Genomic DNA, 24,509 nt, shown 5'->3' with positions numbered 1-24,509 from the left:
GCGCTCGACCTGCGCGACCAGCTCGGCTCCGGCGCGCTGGCCCGCACGACGCATGTGATCGTCGCCAGTTGCGCGCTCAACGAAGGCATCGGCGACTCGGTCGTCGGCCGCATGCAGTACGAACTCGGGCTGCAGCGCGTGACGCCGTTCGCGCTCGGCCAGAACGGCACGCTCGGCTGGTATTCGGCGCTGATGCTGCTCGACGGGCTGCTGCGCGACGAAGGCGACCAGGCGCTCGTGATCCTCAGCGACAAGTGGCTCTACCCGTTCTTCCGCCAGTTCGGCGACCTGGTCGGCTACGGCGACGCGGCCGCCGCGCTGCTCGTGTCGCGCGCAGGCCCGTCGCCCGAGCCGGCCGCGTGGGGCGGCGTGCGGTCCGTCGCGCTCGAATTCGGGCCGTCGATCGCCGATCCGTGGGCCGATGCGCCGGCCACGCTGCGCGACACGCTCGCGCCGGTCGCCGCGGGGGGGGGGCCCCCCCCGCGGGGGGGGGGCGGGCCGGGGGGGGGCCCCCGGGGGGGGGGGGGGGGCAGCGACGACTACAACCTCGCGCTGTCGAAGCACCGCGCCGAATCGGTCGCTGCCTATCTGAAGGCGCATGGACTGAAGACCGATTCGATGACGGTCTCGGGCCGCGGCAAGGCCGATCCGGTCGCCTCGAACGCGACGCCGGAAGGCCGCGCCAGCAACCGTCGCGTCGAAATCCGGCTGCAGCACTGAGCCGCCCGCGGCCGCGCATGCGGCCGCGCGATCCGGCAGGCCGCACGCGCCGCGCCGGAATTCCGCCGGACCACCGGGCGCCGCAACGCCTGCGCCCGCTCCCGTTGGCCGTCGGCTATGTCAAAGTTCGTCACGCGCTGCCAAAACCGGCGGTTTCCATGCCACAATCGCCGCAAACAGTCGCCGGGGCAGCCCGCCCGACGCGCGCCGTGCCAGGCGTGCCCGACGACACGCCGGAATCCGGCCGCCGCCTTCGCGAATCTCGTCGACCGATTCGCGCACCGCGGCGCACCGGCGCGAATCCAACCATGACAATCCACGGCGCGCCGCTGCCGGCCAGACGCTCGACGCGATGCCGGACGCACGACGCTGCAGAGGAAACAACCGGTGACGGACATCAATGAAGCCGCCGCGGGCGGCACCCGCAAGCACCGGCCGGCGGTCGGCATCTCGCTGTTCGCGCGCGATGGCCAGGCGATCTGGGAAAACGGCATTCACCAGAACATCGCGTTCCTCGCGATGATGCTCAAGCGCTCGGATCGCGTCGGCCCCGTCTATTTCCTGAACGGCGGCGACGCCAATGCGCTGCCGGCCGGCCTCGAACTCGACGGCCTCGACATCCCGCTCGTGAAACCCGCCGACGTCACGCACGAACTCGACGTCGCGATCGAAATGGGCGCGCAGTTGCCCGTCGAATGGCTCCGGCACATGAAAGCGCTCGGCAAGAAGACCGCTGCGTTCTTCTGCGGGCACGTGTATGCGGGGCTGGGCGAAACGCCGATCTTCGGGAAACCGTCGGGGCACGTGTTCAACGGCGCGCCGTTCGACGAAGTGTGGCTGCTGCCGCAATACGACAAGACCGCCGCGCCGATGCTGCGGACGATCCTGCGCGCGCCCGTCCACCTGATGCCGCACATCTGGTCGCCGTACTTCCTCGAGCGCCGCGTGGCCGCGCTCGCCGACGAAGGCGCGACGTTCGGCTATCGGCCCGGCCAGCGGCCATGGAAGCTCGCGATGCTCGAGCCGAACATCTCGGTCGCGAAGTCCTGCCACTACCCGATGCTCGCTTGCGACGAGCTCTACCGCGCGCGGCCTGATGCGGTGCAACACATGTTCGTGGTCAACTCGATGCACATGAAAGAACATCCGACCTTCGTGCACTTCGCGAACAGCCTCGATCTCGTGCGCCAGCACAAGGCGACGTTCGAGCCGCGCATCGACCTGCCGGGCTTCATGGCGCGCCACGCGGATGCGGTCGTGTCGCACCACTGGGAAAACGGGCAGAACTATCTGTATTACGACGTGCTGTACGGCGGCTATCCGCTGATCCACAACTCGACGCTGATCGGCGACGCCGGCTATTACTACCCGGACTTCGACTCGGCCGCCGGCGGTCGCGCGCTGCTCGAAGCGTGGCTGCATCACGACGAACGCCTCGACGACTACCGTGCGAAAGCCGACCGGCTGCTGCACTCGGTCTCGATCGACAACCCCGCGAACCTCGACGCGTTCGTCTCGCGTCTGGTCGCCTGAACCGGAGCATACGCATGTCGGACTCCAATGCCCGTCAAGCGCCCGGCGAGGGCAAGCGTCTCGTCGTCGGCGTGTCGCTGTTCGTGCGCGGCGCCGGCCAGTCGCTGTGGGAAAACGGCATTTTCCAGAACTGCCTGCTGCTGATCCTGCTGCTGCGCCAGTCGCCGCTCGTCGCGGATGCCGTGATGGTCAACGGCGGCGAACAGGTCGCCGATCCGCAGATGATGCTCGGCGAGTGGAACGTGCCGCTGCTGTCGATGGACGAAGCGCTCGAGCGCTGCGACGTGCTGATCGAAATGAGCGCGCAATTCGGCGCGGATTACCTGCGCGCGTTCCGCGAGCGCGGCGGCAAGGTCGTCACGATGCGGGTCGGCAACGACTACGTGATCGACATCGAGCGCGCGATGTTCGACAAGCCGTCAGGCTTCCTGTTCTCGGGCGCGCCGTACGACGCGGTGTGGACGATTCCCGAATTCGAGCGCTCGTGCCTGCACTACTACCAGACGGGCTTGCGCGCGCCGGTCACGATCGTCCCGCACATCTGGCATCCGATGTTGTTCGACAAGGCGCGCGCGACGCTCGGCGCCGGTTTGTCGTTCGGCTATCGGCCCGGCAAGCCGCGCTGGCGCGTGACGATGTTCGAGCCGAACATCTGCATGGTGAAGACGAGCATCATTCCGATGCTCGTGACCGAGGAAGCGTATCGCGCGAATCCGGCATTCCTCGAATTCGTGCGCGTGTGCAACACGATCCACCTGAAGGATCACGCGACGTTCATCCACTTCGCGAAGAGCCTCGACATCGTGAACCACGGCATCACGACGTTCGAAAGCCGCTATGCGGTGTACGAGTTCATGGCCGCGTACGGCGATGCGGTGGTGTCGCACACGTGGGAGAACGCACAGAATTACCTGTATTACGAGCTGCTGTACGGCGACTATCCGCTGATCCACAACTCGCCGTTCCTCGGCAAGGCCGGGTATTTCTATCCGGACTTCGACTGCCAGGCGGGCGGCCGCGCGCTATTGCAGGCGTTCGCCGAGCACGACGCGAATCTCGACGCATACCGCGAGCAGTCGAAGCACGTGCTCGACTCGGTCAGCATCTACAACCCCGAGAACGTCGCGGCCTATACGGACGCGATCGCCACGCTCTATCGCGACGCATGACCGATCCTCGTCCCACGGAGCCGAGCCGATGAAACTCAATGTCGCGATAACGATCAACGTGCAGCGCGACGCGACGCAGTCGATCTGGTACAACGGCGCGAACCAGCACTGCGTATACCTGTACATGCTGCTGAAGCAATCGCCGTTGATCGGCGAGGTCTGGCTCGCGCACGACGACGGCATCGCCGCGTATCCGCAGGCGCTGATGATGGACGCATTCGGCGACGCGCTGCGGCCGCTGTCGGCCGTCGTTCACCAGACCGACCTGCTGATCGAGATGAACGCGTTCGTCGACCCGTCGCACACGGAGGTCGTGCGCCAGCGCGGCGGCAAGTGCGTGTCGTATCGCTTCGGCAACGACTACGTGATCGCGGTCGAGACGATCAACTTCGAGAAGAACGACTGGCGGCCAAACCCGCACCGCGTGCAGTTCGACGAGATCTGGACCAATCCGCAGCACATGCATACGTGCGCCGCGTATTTCCAGGCCGTGTACCGCGCGCCGGTGATCGAGCTGCCGCATATCTGGTCGCCGTATTTCATCGAACGCAGCCTCGACGCGGACCCTGAACTGAAGGCGCGCTTCGGCTATCGCAACCGCGGCCCGGCCAAGCGCATCGCGTTCTTCGAGCCGAACCTGAACGTCGTGAAGAGCGCGATCGTGCCGATGCTCGCCGCGAACGCGTGCTACGTCGAGCATCCGGAGCTCGTCGAGCACGTGTACATGACCAACACGTTCGACAAGAAGGAAAACGTCGCCTTCAAGCATCTCGCGCTCGGGCTCGAGATGGTGCGCGACGGCAAGGCCACCGCCGACGTGCGCGCGCCGTTCGTCGCGTGGGCCGCGCATCACACCGACATCGTCGTGTCGCACCACTGGGAAAACGGCCTGAACTACCTGCTGTACGACGCGCTGTACGGCAACTACCCGCTCGTGCACAACTCGCCGTTCCTGCGCGACGTCGGCTACTACTATCCGGACTTCGAGATCTTCGATGCGGCGCGCGCGATCGCGACCGCCGCGCAAACGCACGACGCACGGCTCGACGACTACGCGGCGGCCGCCCGCCGCTGCCTGCACCGGGTCGACACGCTCGCCGAGCACAACGTTCGCGCCTATTCCACGCAGATCCAGCACCTGTTCGCCGGCCGCCCGCTCGGCTGATTGCCTGCGCACGCGCCGGTTGCGTTACGCCAGTACCCGATCGCCGCTTTGCGCGGCGAACGCGCGGCCATGCCGCCGCCCGATGCGCGCGAGCACCGCGAAACAACGGGCGGCCGACCGGCCTGCGTCGGCCGATTGCCGGACGAGGCTGTCGGATACGCCGCGCGCGATCGCCGACTCGTCGCCGCACGCGCCGGCGATGACGCCCGCGTAGTAGTGCCGGGCCGCCAGTTCGCGGCCGCCCGCGTCGAGCGGCATCATTCGCCGAATACGGCGTGCGACGCGTGTCAGACCGTCCAGATACGGCGCGACGTCGATCGGCGCATCGGCCGATTCGGCGCCCAGTTGCCGCAGCATGTCGGCCAGCTCGGCGATCGCGACCAGCTCGCGCGCATCGATCGCCTGCGTGCCCGTTCCGCCTCCGGCTTTCGTCTCCGTCATGCCCACGCCCCTTTGCGATTCGTCCCGCCCCCGACGCGCACCGCGCGCGCCGCCCTGCCCGTTTCCGCTATCACGCGGCGGCCGGCGATCGCCATGAAAAGCGAATGCCCTGCGCCCACGTGACGCCGGCATCCACGATGATCTGCCGGTCGGTCTCGCTTTCCACGCCTTCGACGACGACGTGCCGCGCCCCTTCATGCGCAAACGCGATCAGCCGCCGGAACTGGTAGCGCCCGATCGCGTTGCGCTTGATCATCGACAGGATCGAGCGGTCGAGCTTCACGATGTCGGGATTGCCGACCACCAGATTGTTCAATGCACTGAAGCCGACACCGAAATCGTCGATCGCGATCCGGCACCCGGCCCGCCGGAAGCGGTACACGAACGACCGGCCCGCGACGGGGTTCAGCGGCCCCGTCTCCGTGATCTCGACGACCAGCCGCGCGGCCACCGACGGCTCGCGCTCGAGCCGCCTGAAAATCGCCAGCCACGCGTCGTCCACCACCGCACTCGCCGCCGCGACGTTGCAACCGTACACGGCGCCCGGATCGGCGCGCAGCGCATCGATCGTACGGCCGACCACCAGCCGGTCGAACCAGCGCATCAGGCCGAGCGCTTCGAGGCGCGGCAAGAAGACGAGCGGCGGCAGCGCATCGCGCTCGCCCCACCGCAACCGCGCCAGGCGTTCCTCGTACAGCACGCCGCCCGACAGGTCGGCGCGGCAGACGGGTTCGTGCGCGAATCCGAGCCGGCTTTCGACGAAACTGCGTACCGACGCAAGGTCGGGATGATCGTCGCGCGCGCCGAACACGAGATCGATTTCATCGCGATTCGCTTTCCGATTCGCCTCCTGGCGAGCTTCGACCGCATTCATCCGGCGCTCCGGCAAATGGCGAGCCGCCGATCGCGGCTCGACCTCAACACCCAGACGGAACGCGCCCACCTCGACGCGCTCCGCCGCCTACCCGGCCCATCCTGTATGTCGATTTTTTCCGGGGAGCGTACTGGTCGCTTCGGCACCGTCAAATTCGATATTTTTACGATATTCGATTACCTGAAATACACCACGCGCGCGCGATACCAACAGTGCGACAGGTTACACAACGCGAATTACAAGAACCTCAAATCCGAATCGCTTATATTTTTCATCCAGACCGTTTTATCCGAATCTTCTTTTCCCGGATTCGCTCGTCGCTCGAATCGGGGCACCGTCAATTGATCAGATAAATACTATGCGACGAAGTACCGCCCGCGCTCGATATGTCGGGGAGAAATGCCGCTCTCCGCACGTGCCGCCTCACTCTTGATACCTGCCGCCGCGCGCCATTCGATCACTGCGGCATGCAATTTCCGCGTTCCCAACGATATTGTTAAATTTCCAACAGGAATCAGTCTCGCTTAATCCATAATACCAATTTCAATTATATGAAGATTATAGATTGAAACATATTTAACAATCTTTCCAACTTGTTAACCTATAAACTTGTTTTTGACGGACTTCCCTCGGAGCCGTCAATTTCGTGCCTTCGAAAACCGTCGAACCCATCCGGTTCGTCGGTTTCTTTTTTTAACGGCATCATTTCGTCAGACATGAGGGCGGGACAAACCCGACGGCGGGAGGCGAGCGGAGCGCAACGACCGTGCGCCGCGGAACACCGGCCTCAGGCGGCCGGCGCGCCGATCAGGTTCGCGAGCAGCGCGTCGTACTCGGCGACGAGCGCCGGATTCGCCGACGTGTAACGGCGAAGGATCTCGCGCTGGCGTCGCGCATACGCTTGCCAGTCGTCGTCGTGCGTATGCAGCGCGCGCAGCAGCGCATCGGCGCCCTGCTGCACGTCGTTGTCCGGATAGTAGTAGCCGAGATCGGGCGCGAGACTCGCGTTGTGCACGAGCGGATAACCCTGCCAGCACACGTCGAAATAGAAATAGTTCAGCGGGTTCGACCATTGATGCGACACGACGATATCGGTCAGGTCGGCCAGGAACAGCGGCGTATCGAAGCGCCCGACGAAGCTCGCCTTGCCCGCGCGCACGATATCCAGGTAGTTCATCAGCATCACGAACTCGGGGCTGTCGTGCGCGAGGCGATCGGCGTTCGTCACGTGCGTGAAGCAGATCGCGTCGGGGTCGCGACGATACGCCTCGTCGATGATCAGCATCGGATACACGCAGAACTTCACGACGTTGTGGTTCGGCTCCATCACCGTGAGCCGCTTGCCGGGCTCGCTGCGCGGCCGGTATTCGCCGTGCTCGGGCAGCGACTGTGCGCGTTCGGTCAGGAACATCGGATCCCACACGAACGGCACCACGCGCCCCGGACAGCGGCGCAGCGACTGCAGGAACGGCAGCGACGACGGCGCGATCTGCGGAATCGCCCACACCTCGTCGTAGCCGCGGTTGATGAACAGCGAATCCCACAGCCGGCGGCCGAACAGCATCGACTCCATCGCGTTGATGTACTCGACGCCGCAGCAATAGCTGACGAGCTTCGCGCCGCGCGCTTTCAGGTAGGCCGTCTGCTCGCCGTCGATCTGCCCGCCGAGCTCGATCACCACGTCGAGCGCGTCCTTCATGTCGGCGAACGCGCGCGTGTCGTACACGCTGCGATCCCACGGCAGCGCGTCGGTCAGCGGCACGTCGGTCGTGTTGACCAGCGTCACGCGGTAGCCGTGCGGCGACGCCATCAGCAGTTTCGCGAGGAACAGCGCGTTCTGCTTGATGCCGTTGATCCACAGGCTTTCGTCGGGGGCACGCAATCCGATCGTGATACCGATGCGCAGGCCGGTCAGGACAGGAGACGTCATCGTCGGCGGGATGGAAGGTTGAACGGGGATGGCTAGGCGCAGTGTAGCGCGCGACGCGCCGCCCGCGTCAAGCGGCGGCAATCCGGCATTCTAGCGGAGCGCCGGCCGCACACTGTCAGGGATGGTCAGCGCCGCCACCGGCAGCGCCAATCCGTCCGACCGTCATGCGACACTCGTGCCGCCCGGCGGCCGGTTTTCTCGCGGCATTCGAGCGGGCAGCGTGCGACTTCGTCGCACCGCCATCGATCGGTCAACGCGACGCGCCGGGCGGATGCCACCGGCCGGCCCGTCGTCGCTTCGGTTGCCGTCGTCAGATCGCCGCGATCGTCGGCGCCACGGCCGCCGGATCGGTGATGCTCGGCTTGCCGGTTTCGACGTGACCCGCGATGCGGCGCGTCCAGCCGGCATTGCCCGCCACGGTGAACTGCAGGTCGTACCAGTGGCTGCTGCACGACAGGTCCCAGTGCGCTTCGACGCGCTGCCCGGCCGGGACCGTCAGCGTGCGCGCCGCGCCGCCGTATGCGACATCGGTTGCCGTGACCGTGAGCGGGCCGGTGCCGGCATTGGCGATCGTCACGTAGACATCGCCGTTCGCGGTGTCGTAGCACGGCGTGATTTCAGGCTTGGCAGCGCCATCCGCGGCGGCCGAACCCGCGAAGCGCCGGAAATAGCCGTTCGGCCCCCACACGCTCGCCAGGTAGTTGCCGTTCGCATCGAGCGCCCACGTATCGGTCAACTGCTTGCCCGCTTCAACCGTATAGCGGCGCGGCATCGCGGTGGGGTCGCCCGTATAGACCCAGAAGTGCGCGCCTTGCGTGCCGGTATTCGCGAACGTCAGCGCATAGCCCTGCGCCTGGAGCTGGCCGGTGACATGCAATTCGTACGGCAGCGCGCGCGCCGGCCGCGTGCCGGGTTCCTGCGCGGTCACGACCTGCTGCGCGGTGCTGGCCGGCGCGGTCTGCGACGACGCGCGCGAGCATTGCAGGTCGGCCTGCGCGACATACGCCTGCGTGCTCGGCAGGGTCGGCAGCGTCGCATCCGACTTCGAGAAGTCGAGCGCCGAAGTCAGGTCGCCGCAGATCGCGCGACGCCACGGCGAGATGTTGGTCTCCATCACGCCGAAGCGCTTCTCGATGAATTGCAGCACCGACGTGTGATCGAACACCTGCGAGCACACGAAGCCGCCCTTCGACCACGGCGACACGACGAACATCGGCACGCGCGGGCCGAGGCCGTACGGCAGGTTGTCGGCCGTATAGGTGCCGGCTTGCGTCGCAGTCACGACGTTGTGCCGCTCGAGCGATACGTCCACGGTGCTCATGCCCGAGCCCGGCAGCGTCGGCGCCGACGGCGGCACGACATGGTCGAAGAAGCCGTCGTTCTCGTCGTACATGATCAGCAGGACGGTCTTGCTCCACACGTCCGGATTGGACGTCAGCGCATCGAGGATCGTCGACAGGTAGTACGCGCCGTACAGCGGCGTGAACTTCGGATGCTCGGAATACGCAGCCGGCGGCAGCAGCCACGACACCTGCGGCAGCGCGTTCGCCTGCACGTCGGCCTTCAGCTGCGTGATCGGACGCGTGCTCATCCCGCGCGTCTGCAACGACGAACCGGCCGGCGCGTTCACGAAGTTGTCGAAGCACGCCAGCATGTTCGTGCCGTAGTTGCCGGTGAAATTGTCGAACCCGGTGCCCTGCTGATAGATCTGCCACGAGATGCCGGCTTTTTCGAGCCGCTCCGGGTAGGTCGTCCAGTTGAAGGGCGGTAGCTGGACCTTGTCGAACGGGTTGTCGATGTAGTCGGTGTTGTCGAGCAGCGGGCCGCCGCCCGTGCCGAGCGGATCGACCATGCCCGTCATCAGGTACATGCGGTTCGGGTGCGTGTTGCCCGGGATCGAGCAGAAGTAGTTGTCGCACACCGTGAACGCATCCGCGAGCGCGTAGTGGAACGGGATGTCGTCGCGAACGTGATAGCCCATCGTCATGTTCGACTTCTGCACGGCCCACTGGTCCGCGCGACCGTTGTCGATCGCGCCGTGCGTCGTCGCCCACGTATGCGGCAGGCCGCCGATACATTGCGCGTTGACGCCCGGATTGGTCGTATCGTAGCGAAACGGTGCGATCACGCTCGACTTGTCTTCCTGGCGCGGCTGGAACCACACCGGCTTGCCGTTCGGCAGCGTGACCGGGAAGCGGTCGTTGTAGCCGCGCACGCCGCTCAGATGTCCGAGGTAGTGGTCGAACGAGCGGTTCTCCTGCATGAACACGACGATGTGCTGCACATCCTGGATCGTGCCTGTCACGGTGTTCGGCTCGATCGCCAGCGCCTTGCGGATCGATTCCGGCAGCAGTGCGGTGGCGGCGGTCGCGCCGGCGAGGCCGGCCGAGAACTTCAGAAAATCGCGTCGCGAATGGATGGCCATGCTGGTTGCTCTTGATGGGATTTCTGGTGGAAACGGCCGGTATCAGGAAGCGGGCGACGAAGCAGGCGCGGTGAAACCCGGCGGGCAGCGCATCTGCGCGGTGGCGACCACGGCGCCGCCGCACGCGGCCTTCTGCTGCGCGACGGGCGCGGCGGGTGCGGTCAGGTCGTCGTTGCAGGCGCCGAGGACGGCGGTCAGCATGACCAGGCCGACGACCGCGAAAGGCCGTAGGGCCGACGTTCGCATAACGGTTCTCCGTGAGGATGATGACGTGACGCGGACGCGAAGCCGCGCCGGTCATATCGACGCCGAGATGCTATGTTCGACTTGTGACACGACGGTGTCGCGCGACAGGGGCCGACGCGCATGCAGATCACCGCGTTGATGCAGAAATGACAGGTGCGCCATCGCGCTGGCCCTTTTTCGAACCGTTACATCGTCCACCGTCCGGTTTCAATCGCCGCCTCCATCATTTTGATGGTGAGTGGACGCTCCAGTATTTTGTCCCTGGCGTCGGCGCCAAATGGCGACCTGAATACCGCCATCAAGAATCGACTCATTCCCAGTTTCCGCGCAGGATAATAATAATAATCAATGTCGAAACCGGAAATATCGACACCAAACGTTTCCGAAAATCTCCGCATCAATCTCAACATGGCCCTGTCGGAAATTTCAAGATCGATGCAGAGATCCGTGTCCTCGGTAATCTCGAGTTCGCCCCATAGTGGCGAATCGGCCTCATCCCGCACCATCTCCATCAGACGACCGTCCATTAAAAGCGATCCTCCTGCTTGACCAAGCCATTGTACGTGACTGTCGAGCGATACATGATGACTGATATATCGATAGCGGTAATGATCCAGCCGACCACCGGCACGGCCCGACCGACAAAGGCGCCGAGCTCCCGGGTAAATTTGATCTTGAGCAGCAGGAGGCTCCTGAATGACGTTACCGTCGGCAGAATTTTGTACTTGATTTCATAGGGCAACACTTTTCTCGATACCCTGGATGCGATCGAAGTCCCCTTAACCGCTCCGCCGAATTTCCCTCGGGTCGGCACGAACCTCTGACCTAACAAAATCATTGCGATCCCGACAGCATCATCGATACCCAATTCATCACAGGCCACGTCGATGACAATCAGGCAGAAAAGTTCTGGCGGGTAAGGTCGATATGAATTCCGTATTTATATTTGTTCGCCATCTCAGTCTTTCTCTCGGCTACATTGCGCAGGACACTGGCCCGCACATCCCGGCGATTACGCTAACGCAACCATGTCGCGCACGGGCGGAAACGCGCAGCCGTTTCTCCAATCGAGCCGAACTTTCCGGGCACTCCGGAAAGCAGTCGCGATCGCGTGCGGCCTTTCTTCACAAGAGGAAGCAGGCAGCGCGTTTTGGCGAAGAAGTTGGACAGCCCGGTTTCGATCTTTGAACAACTGTTGCAATGGGCAAGCAAACCGGCCGGGGCAAAGTAGCGCGGGTCGAGCGCGCCGGTCACCGGCGAGAATCCGGGATTATTCAAAAATCTTGAAGATGCGACACGCAAATTATTTGTTTTTTTCTATGCGCGACGAGAGCGACGATCACTGCACAAGAATGCGATGTCGTCCTGATGAAAGGCACATCAGGTATTCGCAGCCGGATCGCGTCGGGGACGCCCGGATAATGCGGGGCACGACGGCCCGTGCGTGAGAGCCGGCAACGGCCCTCACGTGTATGCAACGCTCAGCCTTCCGCCATCATCAGCAACTGCGCACCGTCCGCGACCTGATCGCCGACGCCGTACAGCACTTCCGCGACGACACCCGCGCTCGGCGCGCCGATCGTATGCTCCATCTTCATCGCTTCCATCACGATCAGCGGCGTACCGGCTTCGACCTTCTGGCCCGGCTCGACCAGCACCGCGATCACCTTGCCGGGCATCGGCGCGGTCAGGCGGCCGCCGCCCTGCTCCGCGTCGCCCGCATGCGCAAGCAGGTTGCGCCATTCGAACGTCTCGGCCGCGCCCTGCGTGAACACGTGGAACGTGTCGCCGTCCGCATACACGCGGCCGCTGCTGCGCACGCCGCCCAGCGTCACGTCGAAATCGAGCGGCGTGGCGCCGCGCGTCCATGCGAACGGTTGCGCCGCCGCGTCGCCGATCGCGATGCGCGTGCCGGCGCCGTCGTCCTCGTACGTGACCGTCACGTCCGCTTCGCGCTCGGTCGCGTGCCATTCGAGCGTGCGGCGATAGCCGCCGTTCAGCCGCCAGTCCGGCAGCGAACACCACGGCGACGCACCTTCCTGCGCGGCGGCGCCACGCTCGCGTGCGAGCAGCGCGGCACATGCGAGTGCGAGCGTCGCACGCGGCGGCTGTTGCGGCGCGAACAGCGCCTCGTGGTTGCGCTCGATCAGACCCGTGTCGAGATCGGGGATCGCGAACGGCTCGCACGCAACGATCCGCTGCAGGAACGCGGCGTTGGTGTGCAGGCCGACCACTTCGCACGCGCGCAGCGCACGCTGCATCAGGCTCAGCGCTTCCGCGCGATCCGCGCCGTGCACGATCAGCTTCGCGATCATCGGATCGTAGAACGGTGTGATCGCATCGCCTTCGCGCACGCCGCTGTCGACGCGCACCGCCGCCCCGATGTCGAATTCGACGCCTGCCGGCAGCCGCAGATGCTTCAGCGTACCCGTCGACGGCAGGAAGCCGCGCGCGGGGTTCTCCGCGTACAGGCGCGCCTCGAGCGCATGACCGTGCACGCGCAGTTCCTCCTGCTTCAGCGGTAGCGGTTCGCCCGACGCGACGCGCAATTGCCATTCGACGAGATCGAGCCCCGTGACCATCTCGGTCACCGGATGCTCGACCTGCAGGCGCGTGTTCATCTCCATGAAGTAGAACGCTTCGCCCGTCATGATGAACTCGACGGTGCCCGCACCGACGTAGCCCACCGCGCGCGCGGCCGCGACGGCCGCCTCGCCCATCGCCTGGCGCACGTCCGCATGCAAACCCGGTGCCGGCGCTTCCTCGAGCACCTTCTGGTGACGACGCTGCACCGAGCAGTCGCGATCGAACAGGTAGACGGTATTGCCGTGCGTGTCGCCGAACACCTGCACTTCGACGTGGCGCGGGCGCATCAGGTATTTCTCGATCAGCACGCGGTCGTTGCCGAAGCTGCTCGCGGCTTCGCGCTGGCACGACGCGAGCGCCGCCGGGAAATCGTCGGAGCGTTCGACCACGCGCATCCCCTTGCCGCCGCCGCCTGCGCTCGCCTTCAGCAGCACCGGGTAGCCGATCCGATCGGCTTCGCCATGCAGGTTGGCCGCGTCCTGGTCGTCGCCGTGATAGCCGGGCACGAGCGGCACGGCGGCCGCGTGCATCAGCGCCTTCGCGGCAGCCTTCGAGCCCATCGCCGCGATCGCGTCGACCGGCGGCCCGATGAACACGATGCCGGCCTCTTCGCACGCGTGCGCGAAATCTTCGTTCTCCGACAGAAAGCCGTAGCCGGGGTGAATCGCCTGCGCACCGGTCGCGCGCGCGGCGTCGATGATGCGCTCGATGCGCAGGTAGCTGTCTGCCGCGGCCGAGCCGCCGATATGCACGGCCTCGTCGCACGCGGCCACGTGTTTCGCGTTCGCATCCGCGTCGGAATAGACGGCGACGCTCGCGATCCCGAGACGTTTGCACGTCGCAGCGACGCGGCACGCGATTTCGCCGCGGTTGGCGATCAGAATCTTGTCGAACATGGCTTCGATGTCGTCCGGAAGGTTGAGGTCACGCAATCATTCACGCCACGACGGCGTGCGCTTTTCGAGGAAGGACGCGATCCCTTCGCGCGCTTCCGCGCCGGCGCGGGTCTTCGCGATCCAGTCGGCGGTCTGCTCGATCAGCGTCGCGTCGAGCGCGCGCCCGGCCACGTCGGCGACGAGCCGCTTGCACGCCTTCACGGCGTCGGGGCCGTTCGCGACGAGCGTCGCAGCCAGCTTCGCGACCGTTTCGTCGAGCGCGTCGGCCGGCACCGCGTCGTGAATGAAGCCGAGCGATGCGGCGCGCACGCTGTCGAACACTTCGGCCGTCGTGAAGTAGCGGCGCGCCGCGCGCTCGCCCATCGCACGGATGACGTACGGCGCGATCGTCGCGGGAATCAGCCCGAGCCGCGCTTCCGACAGGCAGAACTTCGCGCCGTCCGCGGCGATCGCGATGTCGGCCGCCGCGACGAGGCCCACGCCGCCCGCATACGCGTCGCCATGCACGCGCGCGATCACCGGCTTGCCGCAGCGATGAATCGCTTCGAGCATCCGCGCGAGCTTGCGCGCATCGGCGCGGTTCTCGTCGTCCGAGTAACCGGCCATCTTCTTCATCCAGTTCAGGTCCGCGCCCGCGCAGAACGCGGCGCCTTCCGCGGCGAGCACGATCGCGCGCACGCCTTCGTGCGCATCGAGCCATTCGAACGCGGTGGTCAGCTCGGCGATCGTCGTCTCGTTGAACGCATTGCGCACGTCGGGACGCGCGAGCGTGACGGTCGCCACGCGGCCGGCTTCGCTGACCTTGATCGTTTCGTATCGCATCGGTCGGTCCTCCCGGGCGTTACATGCGGAACACGCCGAAGCGCGTGTCGTCGATCGGCGCGTTCATCGACGCGGCGAGGCCGAGCCCGAGCACGTCGCGCGTCTGTGCGGGGTCGATCACGCCGTCGTCCCACAGCCGGGCGCTCGCGTAATACGGATGGCCCTGGCGCTCGTACTGGTCGCGAATCGGCTGCTTGAACGCATCTTCTTCCTCGGGCGACCACGAACCACCCTTCGCTTCGATGCCGTCGCGGCGCACGGTCGCGAGCACCGACGCGGCCTGTTCGCCGCCCATCACCGAGATCCGGGCATTCGGCCACATCCACAGGAAACGCGGGCCGAACGCGCGGCCGCACATTCCGTAGTTGCCGGCGCCGAACGAGCCGCCGATGATCACCGTGAACTTCGGCACCTTCGCGTTCGACACGGCCGTCACCATCTTCGCGCCATGCCGTGCGATGCCTTCGTTCTCGTACTTGCGGCCGACCATGAAGCCCGTGATGTTCTGCAGGAACACGAGCGGGATCTTGCGCTGGCAGCACAGCTCGATGAAATGCGCGCCCTTCACGGCCGATTCGGAAAACAGGATGCCGTTGTTCGCGACGATCCCCACCGGATGGCCCCAGATGTGCGCGAAGCCGGTGACGAGCGTCGTGCCGAAGCGCGCCTTGAATTCGTCGAATTCGGAATCGTCGACGATGCGCGCGATCACCTCGCGCACGTCGAACGGCTTGCGCGTATCGACCGGAATCACGCCGTACAGGCTCTTCGCGTCGTAGCGCGGCGGCTTCGGCTCGCGCAGCGCGACCGGCGGCGCGATCTTCGGCGCGAGGTGGCCGACGATGTTGCGCGCGATCGACAGCGCGTGCGCGTCGTTCTGCGCGAGATGGTCGGCCACGCCCGACAGGCGCGTATGCACGTCGCCGCCGCCGAGATCCTCGGCGCTGACTTCCTCGCCGGTCGCGGCCTTCACGAGCGGCGGCCCACCGAGGAAAATCGTGCCCTGGTCCTTCACGATGATCGACTCGTCGCTCATCGCCGGCACGTAGGCGCCGCCGGCCGTGCACGAACCCATCACGACGGCGATCTGCGCGATCCCCGCCGCCGACATCGTCGCCTGGTTGAAGAAGATGCGGCCGAAGTGATCGCGATCGGGAAACACGTCGTCCTGGTTCGGCAGGTTCGCGCCGCCCGAATCGACGAGGTACACGCACGGCAGCCGGTTTTCCGCGGCGATTTCCTGCGCGCGCACGTGCTTCTTCACGGTGATCGGGTAGTAGGTGCCGCCCTTGACCGTCGCGTCGTTGCACACGATCACGCATTCGCGGCCGGCAATGCGGCCGATGCCGGTGATGACGCCCGCGCCCGGCGCGTCGTCGTTGTACATGCCGTTCGCGGCGAGTTGCGAGAACTCGAGGAACGGCGCGCCCGGATCGAGCAGTTGCGCGATGCGATCGCGCGGCAGCAGCTTGCCGCGCGACAGGTGCTTGTCGCGCGCGGCCTGGCCGCCGCCTTGCGCGAGCTGTTCGATCTTCGCGCGCAGGTCGGCGACGACCGCCTCGAGCGCGGCGGCATTCGCGCGGAAGTCTTCCGAACGCGGGTTCAGTTTCGATTCGATGATCGGCATCGACGGGGCTCCGTTCGCGTGACGTAGGGCGTTACATCGTTTCCGCGAACAGCTCGCGGCCGATCAGCATCCGGCGGATCTCGCTCGTGCCGGCGCCGATCTCGTACAGCTTCGCATCGCGCCACAGGCGGCCGACCGGGTATTCGTTGATGTAGCCGTTGCCGCCGAGGATCTGGATCGCCTCGCCGGCCATCCACGTCGCCTTCTCGGCCGTGTAGAGGATCACGCCCGCGCAGTCCTTGCGCACCTGGCGAATGTGGTCGCTGCCCGCCGAGTCGAGATGGCGGCCGACTGCGTACAGATACGCGCGGCACGCCTGGAACGTGGTGTACATGTCGGCGACCTTGCCCTGGATCAGCTGGAATTCGCCGATCGACTGGCCGAACTGCTTGCGATCGTGGATATACGGCACCACCGCGTCGAGACACGCGGCCATGATGCCCGTCGGGCCGCCCGACAGCACCGCGCGCTCGTAGTCGAGGCCGCTCATCAGCACCTTCACGCCGCCGTTCAACTGGCCGAGGATGTTCTCTTCCGGCACCTCGACGTCCTGGAACACGAGCTCGCCCGTGTGCGAACCGCGCATGCCGAGCTTGTCGAGCTTCTGCGCGACCGAGAAGCCCTTCATCCCCTTCTCGACGATGAATGCGGTGATGCCGCGCGAATTCGCTTCGACGTCCGTCTTCGCGTAGACGACGAGCGTGTCGCAGTCGGGGCCGTTGGTGATCCACATCTTCGTGCCGTTGAGCACGTAGCGATCGCCGCGCTTGTCCGCGCGCAGCTTCATGCTGACGACGTCGGAGCCGGCGTTCGGCTCGCTCATCGCGAGCGCGCCGATGTGTTCGCCGGACACGAGCTTCGGCAGGTATTTCTGCTTTTGCGCTTCGGTGCCGTTGCGGTGGATCTGGTTCACGCACAGGTTCGAGTGCGCGCCGTACGATAGGCCGATCGACGCCGATGCGCGCGAGATCTCCTCCATCGCGACCATGTGCGCGGTGTAGCCCAGGTTCGCGCCGCCGTATTCCTCGGAGACGGTCATGCCGAGCACGCCGAGATCGCCGAACTTCTTCCACAGATCCATCGGGAACTGGTCGGTGCGGTCGACCTCCGCCGCGCGCGGCGTGATTTCCTTCGCCGCAAACGTCGCGACGGCGTCGCGCAGCATCTCGATGTCTTCACCGAGCATGAATTGCACGCCGGGCAGGTTGATCATGTCTCCTCCGTCTTCCAGAAAGTGTGTCGCACTCACCGATTTCTGAGTTTCGCTCAAATCGAATGAATACGGGTATTCATTGACCAATAAAGCGGAAATTTTGCACAGTTTCGCGCCTCGCCGGGTTCGGCGTCAATAGTTTTCTGAGTGATACTCAGATATGATGCGAGCATGACAGCCGCTCCCGCCGACACCATGACCGCCACCGCCAAAGCCGACCGCGCCGACACGCCGCGCGCACCCGCCGGGCGCAAATCCCAGCAGCGCGTGCAGGACATTCTGCGCGCCGGCCGTGAAGTGTTCGCCGAAAAGGGTTACGAGCATGCGACGGCCGCCGAGATCGCGCAGCGCGTGGGCGTATCGGAGGCGACGGTGTTCAGCTATTTCCGCGGCAAGCGCGAGCTGTGCGCGCGAGTGATCGCCGACTGGTACGACGAAATCATCGCCGCGTTCGAACACGGGATGCCGCGGGACGCATCGGTGCAGCAGCAGTTCGCGTTCATCGTGCGCACGCACCTGCGGCTGATGCTCGTGAACGGGACGGGGCTGTGCGCGCTGGTGCTGTCGGAAGGCCGCGCGAAGCAGCATGCGCTGAGCGACGAACTCACCGCGCTGCAGCGCCGCTACACGGCGCCGCTGATGGACGTGCTCGCGCGCGGCCAGGCGGCCGGGCAGGTTCGCGCGGATCTGCCGCTGAGCCTGCTGCGCTCGATGGTGTTCGGCCCGATGGAGCATGTGCTGTGGGATGCGATCCTCGGGCACCGCAAGCTCGATACGGAAACGACGGCCACGCAGTTGATCGACATGCTGTGGGCCGCGATGCAGCCGCCGGCGCCGGAGCAGGCGGCGTTGGTGCGCTTCAGGAATGAAGTGGCGGAAGCGGTGCGGCGGCTGGAAGGGGAAGCGTCACGCGCGTGACGCGGATGAGCAGCGCGGCGACCGCCTCGCCGCAGCCTCTGCGCCGTCGCTCACGGCGCGGCGCCACTACGAATCCTCGCTGACGCGCAGCGGCGCGCGACTCTGCTCGTTGTTCAAATGCACGAACTTGCGCAACAGCCGCATCAATTCCTGCGAATCATCTTCGCCCATCCCGTCGAACAGCCCGGCACGCAGTTCCTGCACCGACGGAATCAGGTGGGTGAGCAGCTCGACGCCCGCCGGCGTCAACAACAGACGCCGCTGACGCCGCGGCAGCACTTCGCGGACGATCAATCCTTTCGCTTCGAGCCGGACCGCGAGATCCGCGGTGGTCGACGTGTCGAGCGCCACCCGCTGCGCGAGCGTCACCTGGTCGAGCCCCGGATTCTCGTAGAGCATCCGCAGCACCGCGTACTGCACGGGCGTCACGTCCCGGCCCAGCTTCTCGTAGAACATCGCGACCGCGATCTGGTGCGCGCGCCGGATCAGGTGCCCCGGTTCGTCGTACAGGTCGATCGGGAAAGCCGGCAGGTCGGCGGGATTCGTTTTTTCCATGAATGAGTCGATGACATAGGCGGCACACGCCGGTTGCGCGCGCCGTCGGCATGGCGCTGCGTCGCGCCATTTCCCGGGAAAACCAGTATACCGCTCGCCTTGTTTCCGCCAATCTCAATGCGTACACTGAATCTCATTCAGTACACGGAATGAAGATCGGGCCGCATCCCCGGCGGCACCGTCCCCGAAGGAGACAAAGAACATGTTTCTCAAGAACGCTTGGTACGTGGCGTGCACGCCCGATGAAATCGACGGCAAGCCGCTGGGCCGCAAGATCTGCAACGAGTCGATGGTGCTCTACCGCGCGGCGGACGGCCGGGTCGCCGCGCTCGAGGATTTCTGCCCGCATCGCGGCGCGCCGCTGTCACTGGGATTCGTGCGCGACGGCGTGCTCGTGTGCGGCTATCACGGGCTCGAAATGGGGTGCAACGGCAAGACGGCCGGCATGCCGGGCCAGCGGGTCGGCGGTTTCCCGCCGATTCGCAGCTTCCCGGCGGTCGAGCGGTACGGCTTCGTGTGGGTCTGGCCGGGCGACGCGTCCGAAGCCGATCCCGCCAAACTGCCCGCGCTGGCGTGGGCCGAGGATCCGGCCTGGGCGCACGGCGGCGGCCTGTATCACATCCGCTGCGACTACCGGCTGATGGTCGACAACCTGATGGACCTCACGCACGAGACCTACGTGCATGCGTCGAGCATCGGCCAGAAGGAAATCGACGAAGCGCCGCCGAAGACGGTGAGCCATGGCGACGAGGTCGTCACGAGCCGCTTCATGGAGAACGTGATGCCGCCGCCGTTCTGGCGGATGGCGCTGCGCGGCAACGGGCTCGCCGACGACGTGCCGGTCGACCGCTGGCAGATCTGCCGCTTCACGCCGCCGAGCCACGTGATGATCGAAGTGGGCGTCGCGCATGCGGGCCACGGCGGCTACGACGCGCCGGCGCACAAGAAGGCGTCGTCGATCGTGGTCGACTTCATCACACCGGAGACCGACACGTCGATCTGGTACTTCTGGGGGATGGCGCGCAACTTCCGGCCCGACGATCGCGCACTGACCGCCGAGATCCGCGAAGGCCAGGGCAAGATCTTCTCGGAAGATCTCGAGATGCTCGAGCGACAGCAGCGCAATCTCGAGCAGTGGCCCGAGCGCACGCTGCTCAAGCTCAACATCGACGCCGGCGGCGTGCTGTCGCGCAAGGTGATCGACCGGCTGCTCGCCGCCGAAAACGCGGCGAGCCCGCAGCGGCCCGCGATTCCAGTCGCGCAGGTCAGGGAAGCGTCATGAGCGGCGCGACATTGACGGTCCGCGTAGCCCGCAAGTGGCAGGAAGCGCGCGACATCTGCGGCTTCGAATTCGTCAGCGACGACGGCTCGCCGTTGCCGCACTTCGACGCTGGCGCGCATATCGACGTGCATCTGCCGGGCGGGCTCGTGCGCCAGTACTCGCTGTGCAACCACCCGGCGCAACGCGATCGCTATCAGATCGCGGTGCTGCGCGAGGCCGACGGCCGCGGCGGGTCGCGCGCGATTCACGACGAAGTCCGGCAAGGCGATACCGTGCGGATCGGCCTGCCGCGCAATCAATTCCCGCTCGCGCCCGACGCGCCGCACCATCTGTTGCTCGCCGGCGGGATCGGCGTCACGCCGATCCTGAGCATGGCGGAACGGCTGTGCTCGGCCGGCATCCCGTTCGACATGCATTACTGCGCGCGTTCGGCCGATCGCATGGCCTTCGTCGAGCGGATCAATGCGGCCGGGTTTCGCGATCACGTCCGCTTCCACGTCGACGACGGCGCTCCTGCGCAACGCTTCGATCTGGCTGCCGTGCTGGCCGGCGCGCCCGACGGCACGCATCTGTACGTATGCGGCCCGCGCGGCTTCATGGATGCGGTGCTGAACGCCGCGCGCGAGCGCGACTGGCCCGACGCACGGCTGCACTATGAGTTCTTCGGCGGCGCGGTCGCATCGTCCGGCGCGGATCGTGCATTCCAGGTCAGGATCGCGAGCAGCGGCAAGGTGATCGACGTGCCGGCCGAATGCACGGTGATCGCGGCGCTGGCGGCGAACGGCGTCGACGTGCTGACGTCGTGCGAGCAAGGCGTGTGCGGCACCTGCCTGACCCGCGTGCTCGAAGGCGAGCCCGATCATCGCGATGCGTATCTGACCGACGACGAAAAAGCGGCCGGCGACCAGTTCATGCCGTGCTGCTCGCGATCGCGCACCAACCTGCTGGTGCTCGATCTGTAGATCGGTAGTCGGACCGCCCGACACGCGGCGGCCGACCCCACGATAACGAAGACGATCGATGGTGCTGCAATCCGAACCCGCCCAACCATCGCACGCCGCCCCGCGCCCATCGCTCAGTCAGCTCAATCGGCGAGCCGGCAATGCGACAGCTTCAACCCCGGCAGCACCGGCGCATCGACATAGCCTTCGTTCACGCAACTGAACCGGAACGCCGCCGACGTAACGAACGGCTTGATCTCGCCGCCGGGGAATTTCGGCTTCAGCGCGTCCTGGTCGGCCACGTCGAAATGCGTGTCGAATTGCTCGCCGTCGGCCGTCAGCGCGCCGAAGTACGTGCCGCCCGGGTCGCTGCCCATCCGGATCACGGCGCCGACGAACGTGACGCGCTTGCCGTCGTATTTCGCCTTCGCGGCGGCCATGTCCTGCGTATAAGCCTCGATCATCGCGCCGTAGTGCGCGTCGATCGCAGGTTCGGCGTTCGAAGCCGCACACGCGGCCTGGTGAACGCCCGTCAGCAGCGCGCAGGCCGCAAGGGCAGCCGCCGCGAACGGCGCGGAAATCTTCTTCAAGGGTGGTCTCCCGTCTAGCGTGGTGGTTGAAATGATCGAAGCCCGGCGCAACGCCGGCGGAATGCGCTTGCGTCGCTTTAATCGTTCGAATGGCGGGACACGGCTGCGATCACTTCGTCGCCCGCGCGGTCGTGCGCGGTGCGTGGCGTCGCGCCGAGCGCGACGTGACAGGAAGATGACATGGTGCGGCCCCCGGCTCTCTCGTTGAATTTCACTGCGTCTGATTTTGGCCGCTACGGTAGCAGACGGCCGACAGGCCGGCAACCCAGGGCCAAGCGTTGCCCGGTCGCCCCATTACAATTGCAAATGGTTCTCATTACATATATCATGCGCGTCCTGTACGCAACGCCGCGGCCCGCGCCACCATCCTCAGCACGCCTCTTCCCGCCTCGATTCATGCCATCCCGTCGAACGCCCTGCCGTGTCCGGACCCCGCGTCCGTGGCACACGCGCCTGCCTGCCCTGCTCACCCTGTGCGCCGCGACCGGCGCGCATGCGGCCGGCGCCGAACCCGTTGCCCCCGCACCGGCTCCGGCGACCGCCGCCGAACACGAACTCCCGGCGATCAGCGTCAATGCATCGGCCACCGTCGATCCGACGATCGGCTATCAGCCGCGCACGACGAGCATCGCGGGCGACGACGACCGTCCACTGAAGGAGATTCCGCAATCGGTCGCGGTGGTCAGCAGCAGCGTGATGCAGGACCAGCAGGCGCGCTCGCTCGACGACGTGCTCGGCAACATCAGCGGCGTCACGCAGACGAACACGCTCGGCGGCACGCGCGACGCGTTCATCAAGCGCGGCTTCGGGTCCAACAACGACGGCTCGGTGCTGGTCGACGGCGTGCGCACGCCGGTGCTGCACAGCTATCTCGCGACGATCGATCGCGTCGAAGTGCTGAAGGGCCCCGCTTCGCTGCTGTACGGGATGCAGGACCCGGGCGGCGTGATCAATCTCGTCACGCGCAAGCCGGAAGACACGTTCGGCGGTTCGATCTCCGCGTCGCGCACGAACCACGGCGGCAGCACCGCCCAGTTCGATCTCACGGGGCCGCTCGGCAAACCCGGCCAGATCGCAGGCGGCACGCTCGCATTCCGGCTGACCGGCGAATACGACACCAGCCGCTACTGGCGCAGCTTCGGCCGCGAACGCAATGCGCTGATCGCGCCCGCGCTGTCGTGGCACGACGCGAACACGTCGATCGACGTCAGCTACCAGTACGTCGACTACACGATGCCGTTCGACCGCGGCACCGTGCTCGTCAACGGCCAGCTCGACGATGCGCTGCGCTATCGCCGCTACGAGGAAGCGTGGTCGCAAAGCAGCGGCATCCAGGAAACGCTGCGTACGCGCATCGAGCACCGCTTCTCCGATGCATGGCGCGTACGCGCGACCTACGGCTGGGGCCGCGACCGTTACGACCAATACATCACCCGCGCCACCGCGTTCAACAGCAGGACCGGCGCGCTCACGCGCTCGTCCGATGCGAACCTCGGGCGCAACGATTCGGACCAGATCGCGACGCTCGGCCTGCTCGGCAACGTGACGCTCGCGGGCATGCAACACGCGATCTACGTCGGCGGCGAATACGAGCGGCAGCGCAGCTTCCGCGGCGACACAATCCGCGGCAAGGCGACGACGGGCTTCAATCTCTACGATCCCGCGTACGACCTGCTCGCGCCGGGCGGCGTGCCGAATCCGAAGCAGAGCGATTCGCGCTCGGTCGTGCATGCGTATTCGACGATCGTGCAGGACTCGGTGAAGATCACCGATCGCCTCACTGCGGTCGGCGGGCTGCGCTGGGAAAACTGGCAGCAGGAATCGGGGATGGGCCGGCCGTTCGTGTTCGCCGACCGCTCGCGCGGCAGCGTCTGGCTGCCGCAGTTCGGGCTCGCGTATGCGTTGACGCCGGCGCTGACCGCCTACGCGAACGTGAGCCGCTCGTTCAAGCCGAACGTCGCGTCGAACGTCGCGGCGCCGCTCGCGCCGGAATACGGCCGCGTGCTCGAGGCCGGGCTGAAGTTCAGCCTGAAGCCCGCGATCACGGGCACGCTCGCCGTCTACCAGATCGACAAGCGCAACGTCGCGGTCACGGTTGGCGACATCACGTCGACGATCGGCACCGCGCGCTCGCGCGGGATCGAGCTGGACGTCGCCGGGCAGATCACGCGCCACCTGAGCGTGATCGGCAGCTATGCGTATACGAACGCGAACGATCGCGACAGCAACACGCCGCTCGTCAACGTCGCGCGCCACACGGGCAGCTTGTTCGCGGTGTACGACACGGCCATCGCGAACCTGCCCGGGCGCTGGCGCTTCGGCGGCGGCGCGCGGCTCGTCGGCGCGCGGCCCGGCGACACCGCGAACAGCTTCTCGCTGCCCGGCTACGTGACCGTCGACGCGTTCGCGGCGTACGAAACGACGATCGGCAAGTTCCCGACCCGCTTCCAGCTCAACGTGAAGAACCTGCTCGACAAGACCTACTATCCGTCGAGCAACAGCAACCTGATCGTCGCGGTCGGCGAGCCGCGGCTCGTCACGCTGACGACGACGGTATCGTTCTGACGGCCTGACGC

22 protein-coding genes and 1 pseudogene are annotated in these 24,509 nt (G+C 66.1%); 9 read left to right on the top strand and 14 right to left on the bottom strand.

What is annotated here, in order from left to right; translation table 11 throughout:
• Window positions 1-54 precede the first annotated feature (54 nt).
• The 4 genes from JYG37_RS34880 to JYG37_RS27195 all read left to right on the top strand — a co-directional run bounded on the left by JYG37_RS34880 (window position 55) and on the right by JYG37_RS27195 (window position 4,587).
• Entirely contained in the window at window positions 55-720 is a 666-nt protein-coding gene (locus JYG37_RS34880) for an OmpA family protein (RefSeq protein ID WP_249746052.1), read from the top strand.
• 387 nt (window positions 721-1,107) lie between these two features.
• Window positions 1,108-2,253 (top strand): DUF2827 domain-containing protein, encoded by a 1,146-nt coding sequence (locus tag JYG37_RS27205; RefSeq protein WP_089489672.1) that lies wholly within the window; start codon window positions 1,108-1,110, stop codon window positions 2,251-2,253.
• 14 nt (window positions 2,254-2,267) lie between these two features.
• Window positions 2,268-3,422, top strand: coding sequence for a DUF2827 domain-containing protein (locus JYG37_RS27200; RefSeq protein WP_124556315.1), 1,155 nt, complete (start codon window positions 2,268-2,270; stop codon window positions 3,420-3,422).
• A 28-nt stretch (window positions 3,423-3,450) separates the two neighbouring features.
• Window positions 3,451-4,587: a DUF2827 family protein gene (locus JYG37_RS27195; RefSeq protein ID WP_124654822.1), complete on the top strand. Its 1,137-nt coding sequence runs from the start codon at window positions 3,451-3,453 to the stop codon at window positions 4,585-4,587.
• 24 nt (window positions 4,588-4,611) lie between these two features.
• Here JYG37_RS27195 and JYG37_RS27190 read toward each other — a convergent pair whose 3' ends face one another.
• Together JYG37_RS27190 and JYG37_RS27185 are read right to left on the bottom strand one after the other, a co-directional pair.
• Window positions 4,612-5,028 (bottom strand): hypothetical protein, encoded by a 417-nt coding sequence (locus JYG37_RS27190; protein ID WP_050016199.1) that lies wholly within the window; start codon window positions 5,026-5,028, stop codon window positions 4,612-4,614.
• A gap of 70 nt (window positions 5,029-5,098) precedes the next feature.
• Window positions 5,099-5,902 carry an EAL domain-containing protein gene (locus JYG37_RS27185; protein ID WP_050016204.1) on the bottom strand — a complete coding sequence of 268 codons (804 nt, stop codon included), beginning with the start codon at window positions 5,900-5,902 and terminating at the stop codon, window positions 5,099-5,101.
• On the opposite strand from JYG37_RS27185, the gene JYG37_RS27180 reads away from it, so the two are divergent.
• Window positions 5,816-6,247, top strand: coding sequence for a hypothetical protein (locus tag JYG37_RS27180; protein WP_162484456.1), 432 nt, complete (start codon window positions 5,816-5,818; stop codon window positions 6,245-6,247). The two genes, JYG37_RS27185 and JYG37_RS27180, sit on opposite strands and share 87 nt — an antisense overlap.
• A 442-nt stretch (window positions 6,248-6,689) precedes the next feature.
• On the opposite strand, the gene JYG37_RS27175 is transcribed toward JYG37_RS27180, so the two are convergent.
• The 10 genes and pseudogenes from JYG37_RS27175 to JYG37_RS27130 form a co-directional block, all read right to left on the bottom strand.
• Window positions 6,690-7,832 (bottom strand): DUF2827 domain-containing protein, encoded by a 1,143-nt coding sequence (locus JYG37_RS27175; protein WP_124631651.1) that lies wholly within the window; start codon window positions 7,830-7,832, stop codon window positions 6,690-6,692.
• 310 nt (window positions 7,833-8,142) lie between these two features.
• Entirely contained in the window at window positions 8,143-10,257 is a 2,115-nt protein-coding gene (locus JYG37_RS27170) for a phosphocholine-specific phospholipase C (protein WP_050016208.1), read from the bottom strand.
• A gap of 42 nt (window positions 10,258-10,299) precedes the next feature.
• Complete coding sequence (locus JYG37_RS27165) at window positions 10,300-10,458, bottom strand: hypothetical protein (protein WP_235356265.1); 159 nt, start codon at window positions 10,456-10,458, stop codon at window positions 10,300-10,302.
• A 230-nt stretch (window positions 10,459-10,688) separates the two neighbouring features.
• On the bottom strand, window positions 10,689-11,030 hold the full coding sequence (locus JYG37_RS27160; protein ID WP_213346211.1) for a DUF1493 family protein: 342 nt from the start codon (window positions 11,028-11,030) through the stop codon (window positions 10,689-10,691).
• A pseudogene (locus JYG37_RS27155) lies at window positions 11,030-11,460 on the bottom strand (STM2901 family protein). Before JYG37_RS27155 ends, JYG37_RS27160 begins: the two are co-directional and overlap by 1 nt.
• 60 nt (window positions 11,461-11,520) lie before the next feature.
• Window positions 11,521-11,757, bottom strand: a complete 237-nt coding sequence (locus JYG37_RS27150; RefSeq protein ID WP_213346210.1) for a hypothetical protein — start codon at window positions 11,755-11,757, stop codon at window positions 11,521-11,523.
• 227 nt (window positions 11,758-11,984) lie between these two features.
• A complete protein-coding gene (locus JYG37_RS27145) occupies window positions 11,985-13,985 on the bottom strand; it encodes an acetyl/propionyl/methylcrotonyl-CoA carboxylase subunit alpha (protein WP_089489793.1) in 2,001 nt (666 codons plus the stop codon).
• A gap of 36 nt (window positions 13,986-14,021) precedes the next feature.
• Window positions 14,022-14,807 (bottom strand): enoyl-CoA hydratase/isomerase family protein, encoded by a 786-nt coding sequence (locus JYG37_RS27140; protein ID WP_050016219.1) that lies wholly within the window; start codon window positions 14,805-14,807, stop codon window positions 14,022-14,024.
• A gap of 19 nt (window positions 14,808-14,826) precedes the next feature.
• Window positions 14,827-16,434: a carboxyl transferase domain-containing protein gene (locus tag JYG37_RS27135; RefSeq protein ID WP_050016221.1), complete on the bottom strand. Its 1,608-nt coding sequence runs from the start codon at window positions 16,432-16,434 to the stop codon at window positions 14,827-14,829.
• A gap of 31 nt (window positions 16,435-16,465) precedes the next feature.
• Complete coding sequence (locus JYG37_RS27130; RefSeq protein WP_124556307.1) at window positions 16,466-17,647, bottom strand: isovaleryl-CoA dehydrogenase; 1,182 nt, start codon at window positions 17,645-17,647, stop codon at window positions 16,466-16,468.
• 171 nt (window positions 17,648-17,818) lie between these two features.
• On the opposite strand from JYG37_RS27130, the gene JYG37_RS27125 reads away from it, so the two are divergent.
• Window positions 17,819-18,565: a TetR/AcrR family transcriptional regulator gene (locus JYG37_RS27125; protein ID WP_050016225.1), complete on the top strand. Its 747-nt coding sequence runs from the start codon at window positions 17,819-17,821 to the stop codon at window positions 18,563-18,565.
• Window positions 18,566-18,631: 66 nt separating this feature from the next.
• Here the strand turns inward: JYG37_RS27125 and JYG37_RS27120 are convergent, their stop codons facing one another.
• Entirely contained in the window at window positions 18,632-19,120 is a 489-nt protein-coding gene (locus tag JYG37_RS27120; RefSeq protein WP_050016226.1) for a MarR family winged helix-turn-helix transcriptional regulator, read from the bottom strand.
• A 202-nt stretch (window positions 19,121-19,322) separates the two neighbouring features.
• On the opposite strand from JYG37_RS27120, the gene JYG37_RS27115 reads away from it, so the two are divergent.
• Together JYG37_RS27115 and JYG37_RS27110 are read left to right on the top strand one after the other, a co-directional pair.
• Window positions 19,323-20,402 carry an aromatic ring-hydroxylating dioxygenase subunit alpha gene (locus tag JYG37_RS27115; protein ID WP_213346209.1) on the top strand — a complete coding sequence of 360 codons (1,080 nt, stop codon included), beginning with the start codon at window positions 19,323-19,325 and terminating at the stop codon, window positions 20,400-20,402.
• The gene (locus JYG37_RS27110) at window positions 20,399-21,364 is read left to right on the top strand and encodes a PDR/VanB family oxidoreductase (protein ID WP_050016229.1); all 966 of its coding nucleotides are present in this window, start codon (window positions 20,399-20,401) and stop codon (window positions 21,362-21,364) included. Before JYG37_RS27115 ends, JYG37_RS27110 begins: the two co-directional genes overlap by 4 nt.
• A gap of 122 nt (window positions 21,365-21,486) precedes the next feature.
• Here JYG37_RS27110 and JYG37_RS27105 read toward each other — a convergent pair whose 3' ends face one another.
• Entirely contained in the window at window positions 21,487-21,933 is a 447-nt protein-coding gene (locus JYG37_RS27105) for a hypothetical protein (RefSeq protein WP_050016231.1), read from the bottom strand.
• 396 nt (window positions 21,934-22,329) lie between these two features.
• Here JYG37_RS27105 and JYG37_RS27100 point away from each other — a divergent pair, with 396 nt between their 5' ends.
• Window positions 22,330-24,498 (top strand): TonB-dependent siderophore receptor, encoded by a 2,169-nt coding sequence (locus JYG37_RS27100; protein ID WP_213346208.1) that lies wholly within the window; start codon window positions 22,330-22,332, stop codon window positions 24,496-24,498.
• The last annotated feature ends 11 nt before the right edge of the window (window positions 24,499-24,509 follow it).

The organism is Burkholderia sp. LAS2 (assembly GCF_018417615.1).
In the GTDB taxonomy this organism is placed as follows: Bacteria; Pseudomonadota; Gammaproteobacteria; order Burkholderiales; family Burkholderiaceae; genus Burkholderia; species Burkholderia sola.
The sequence above is the reverse complement of the archived record's forward strand: the minus strand, read 5'-3'. Positions and strand labels throughout refer to the sequence as shown.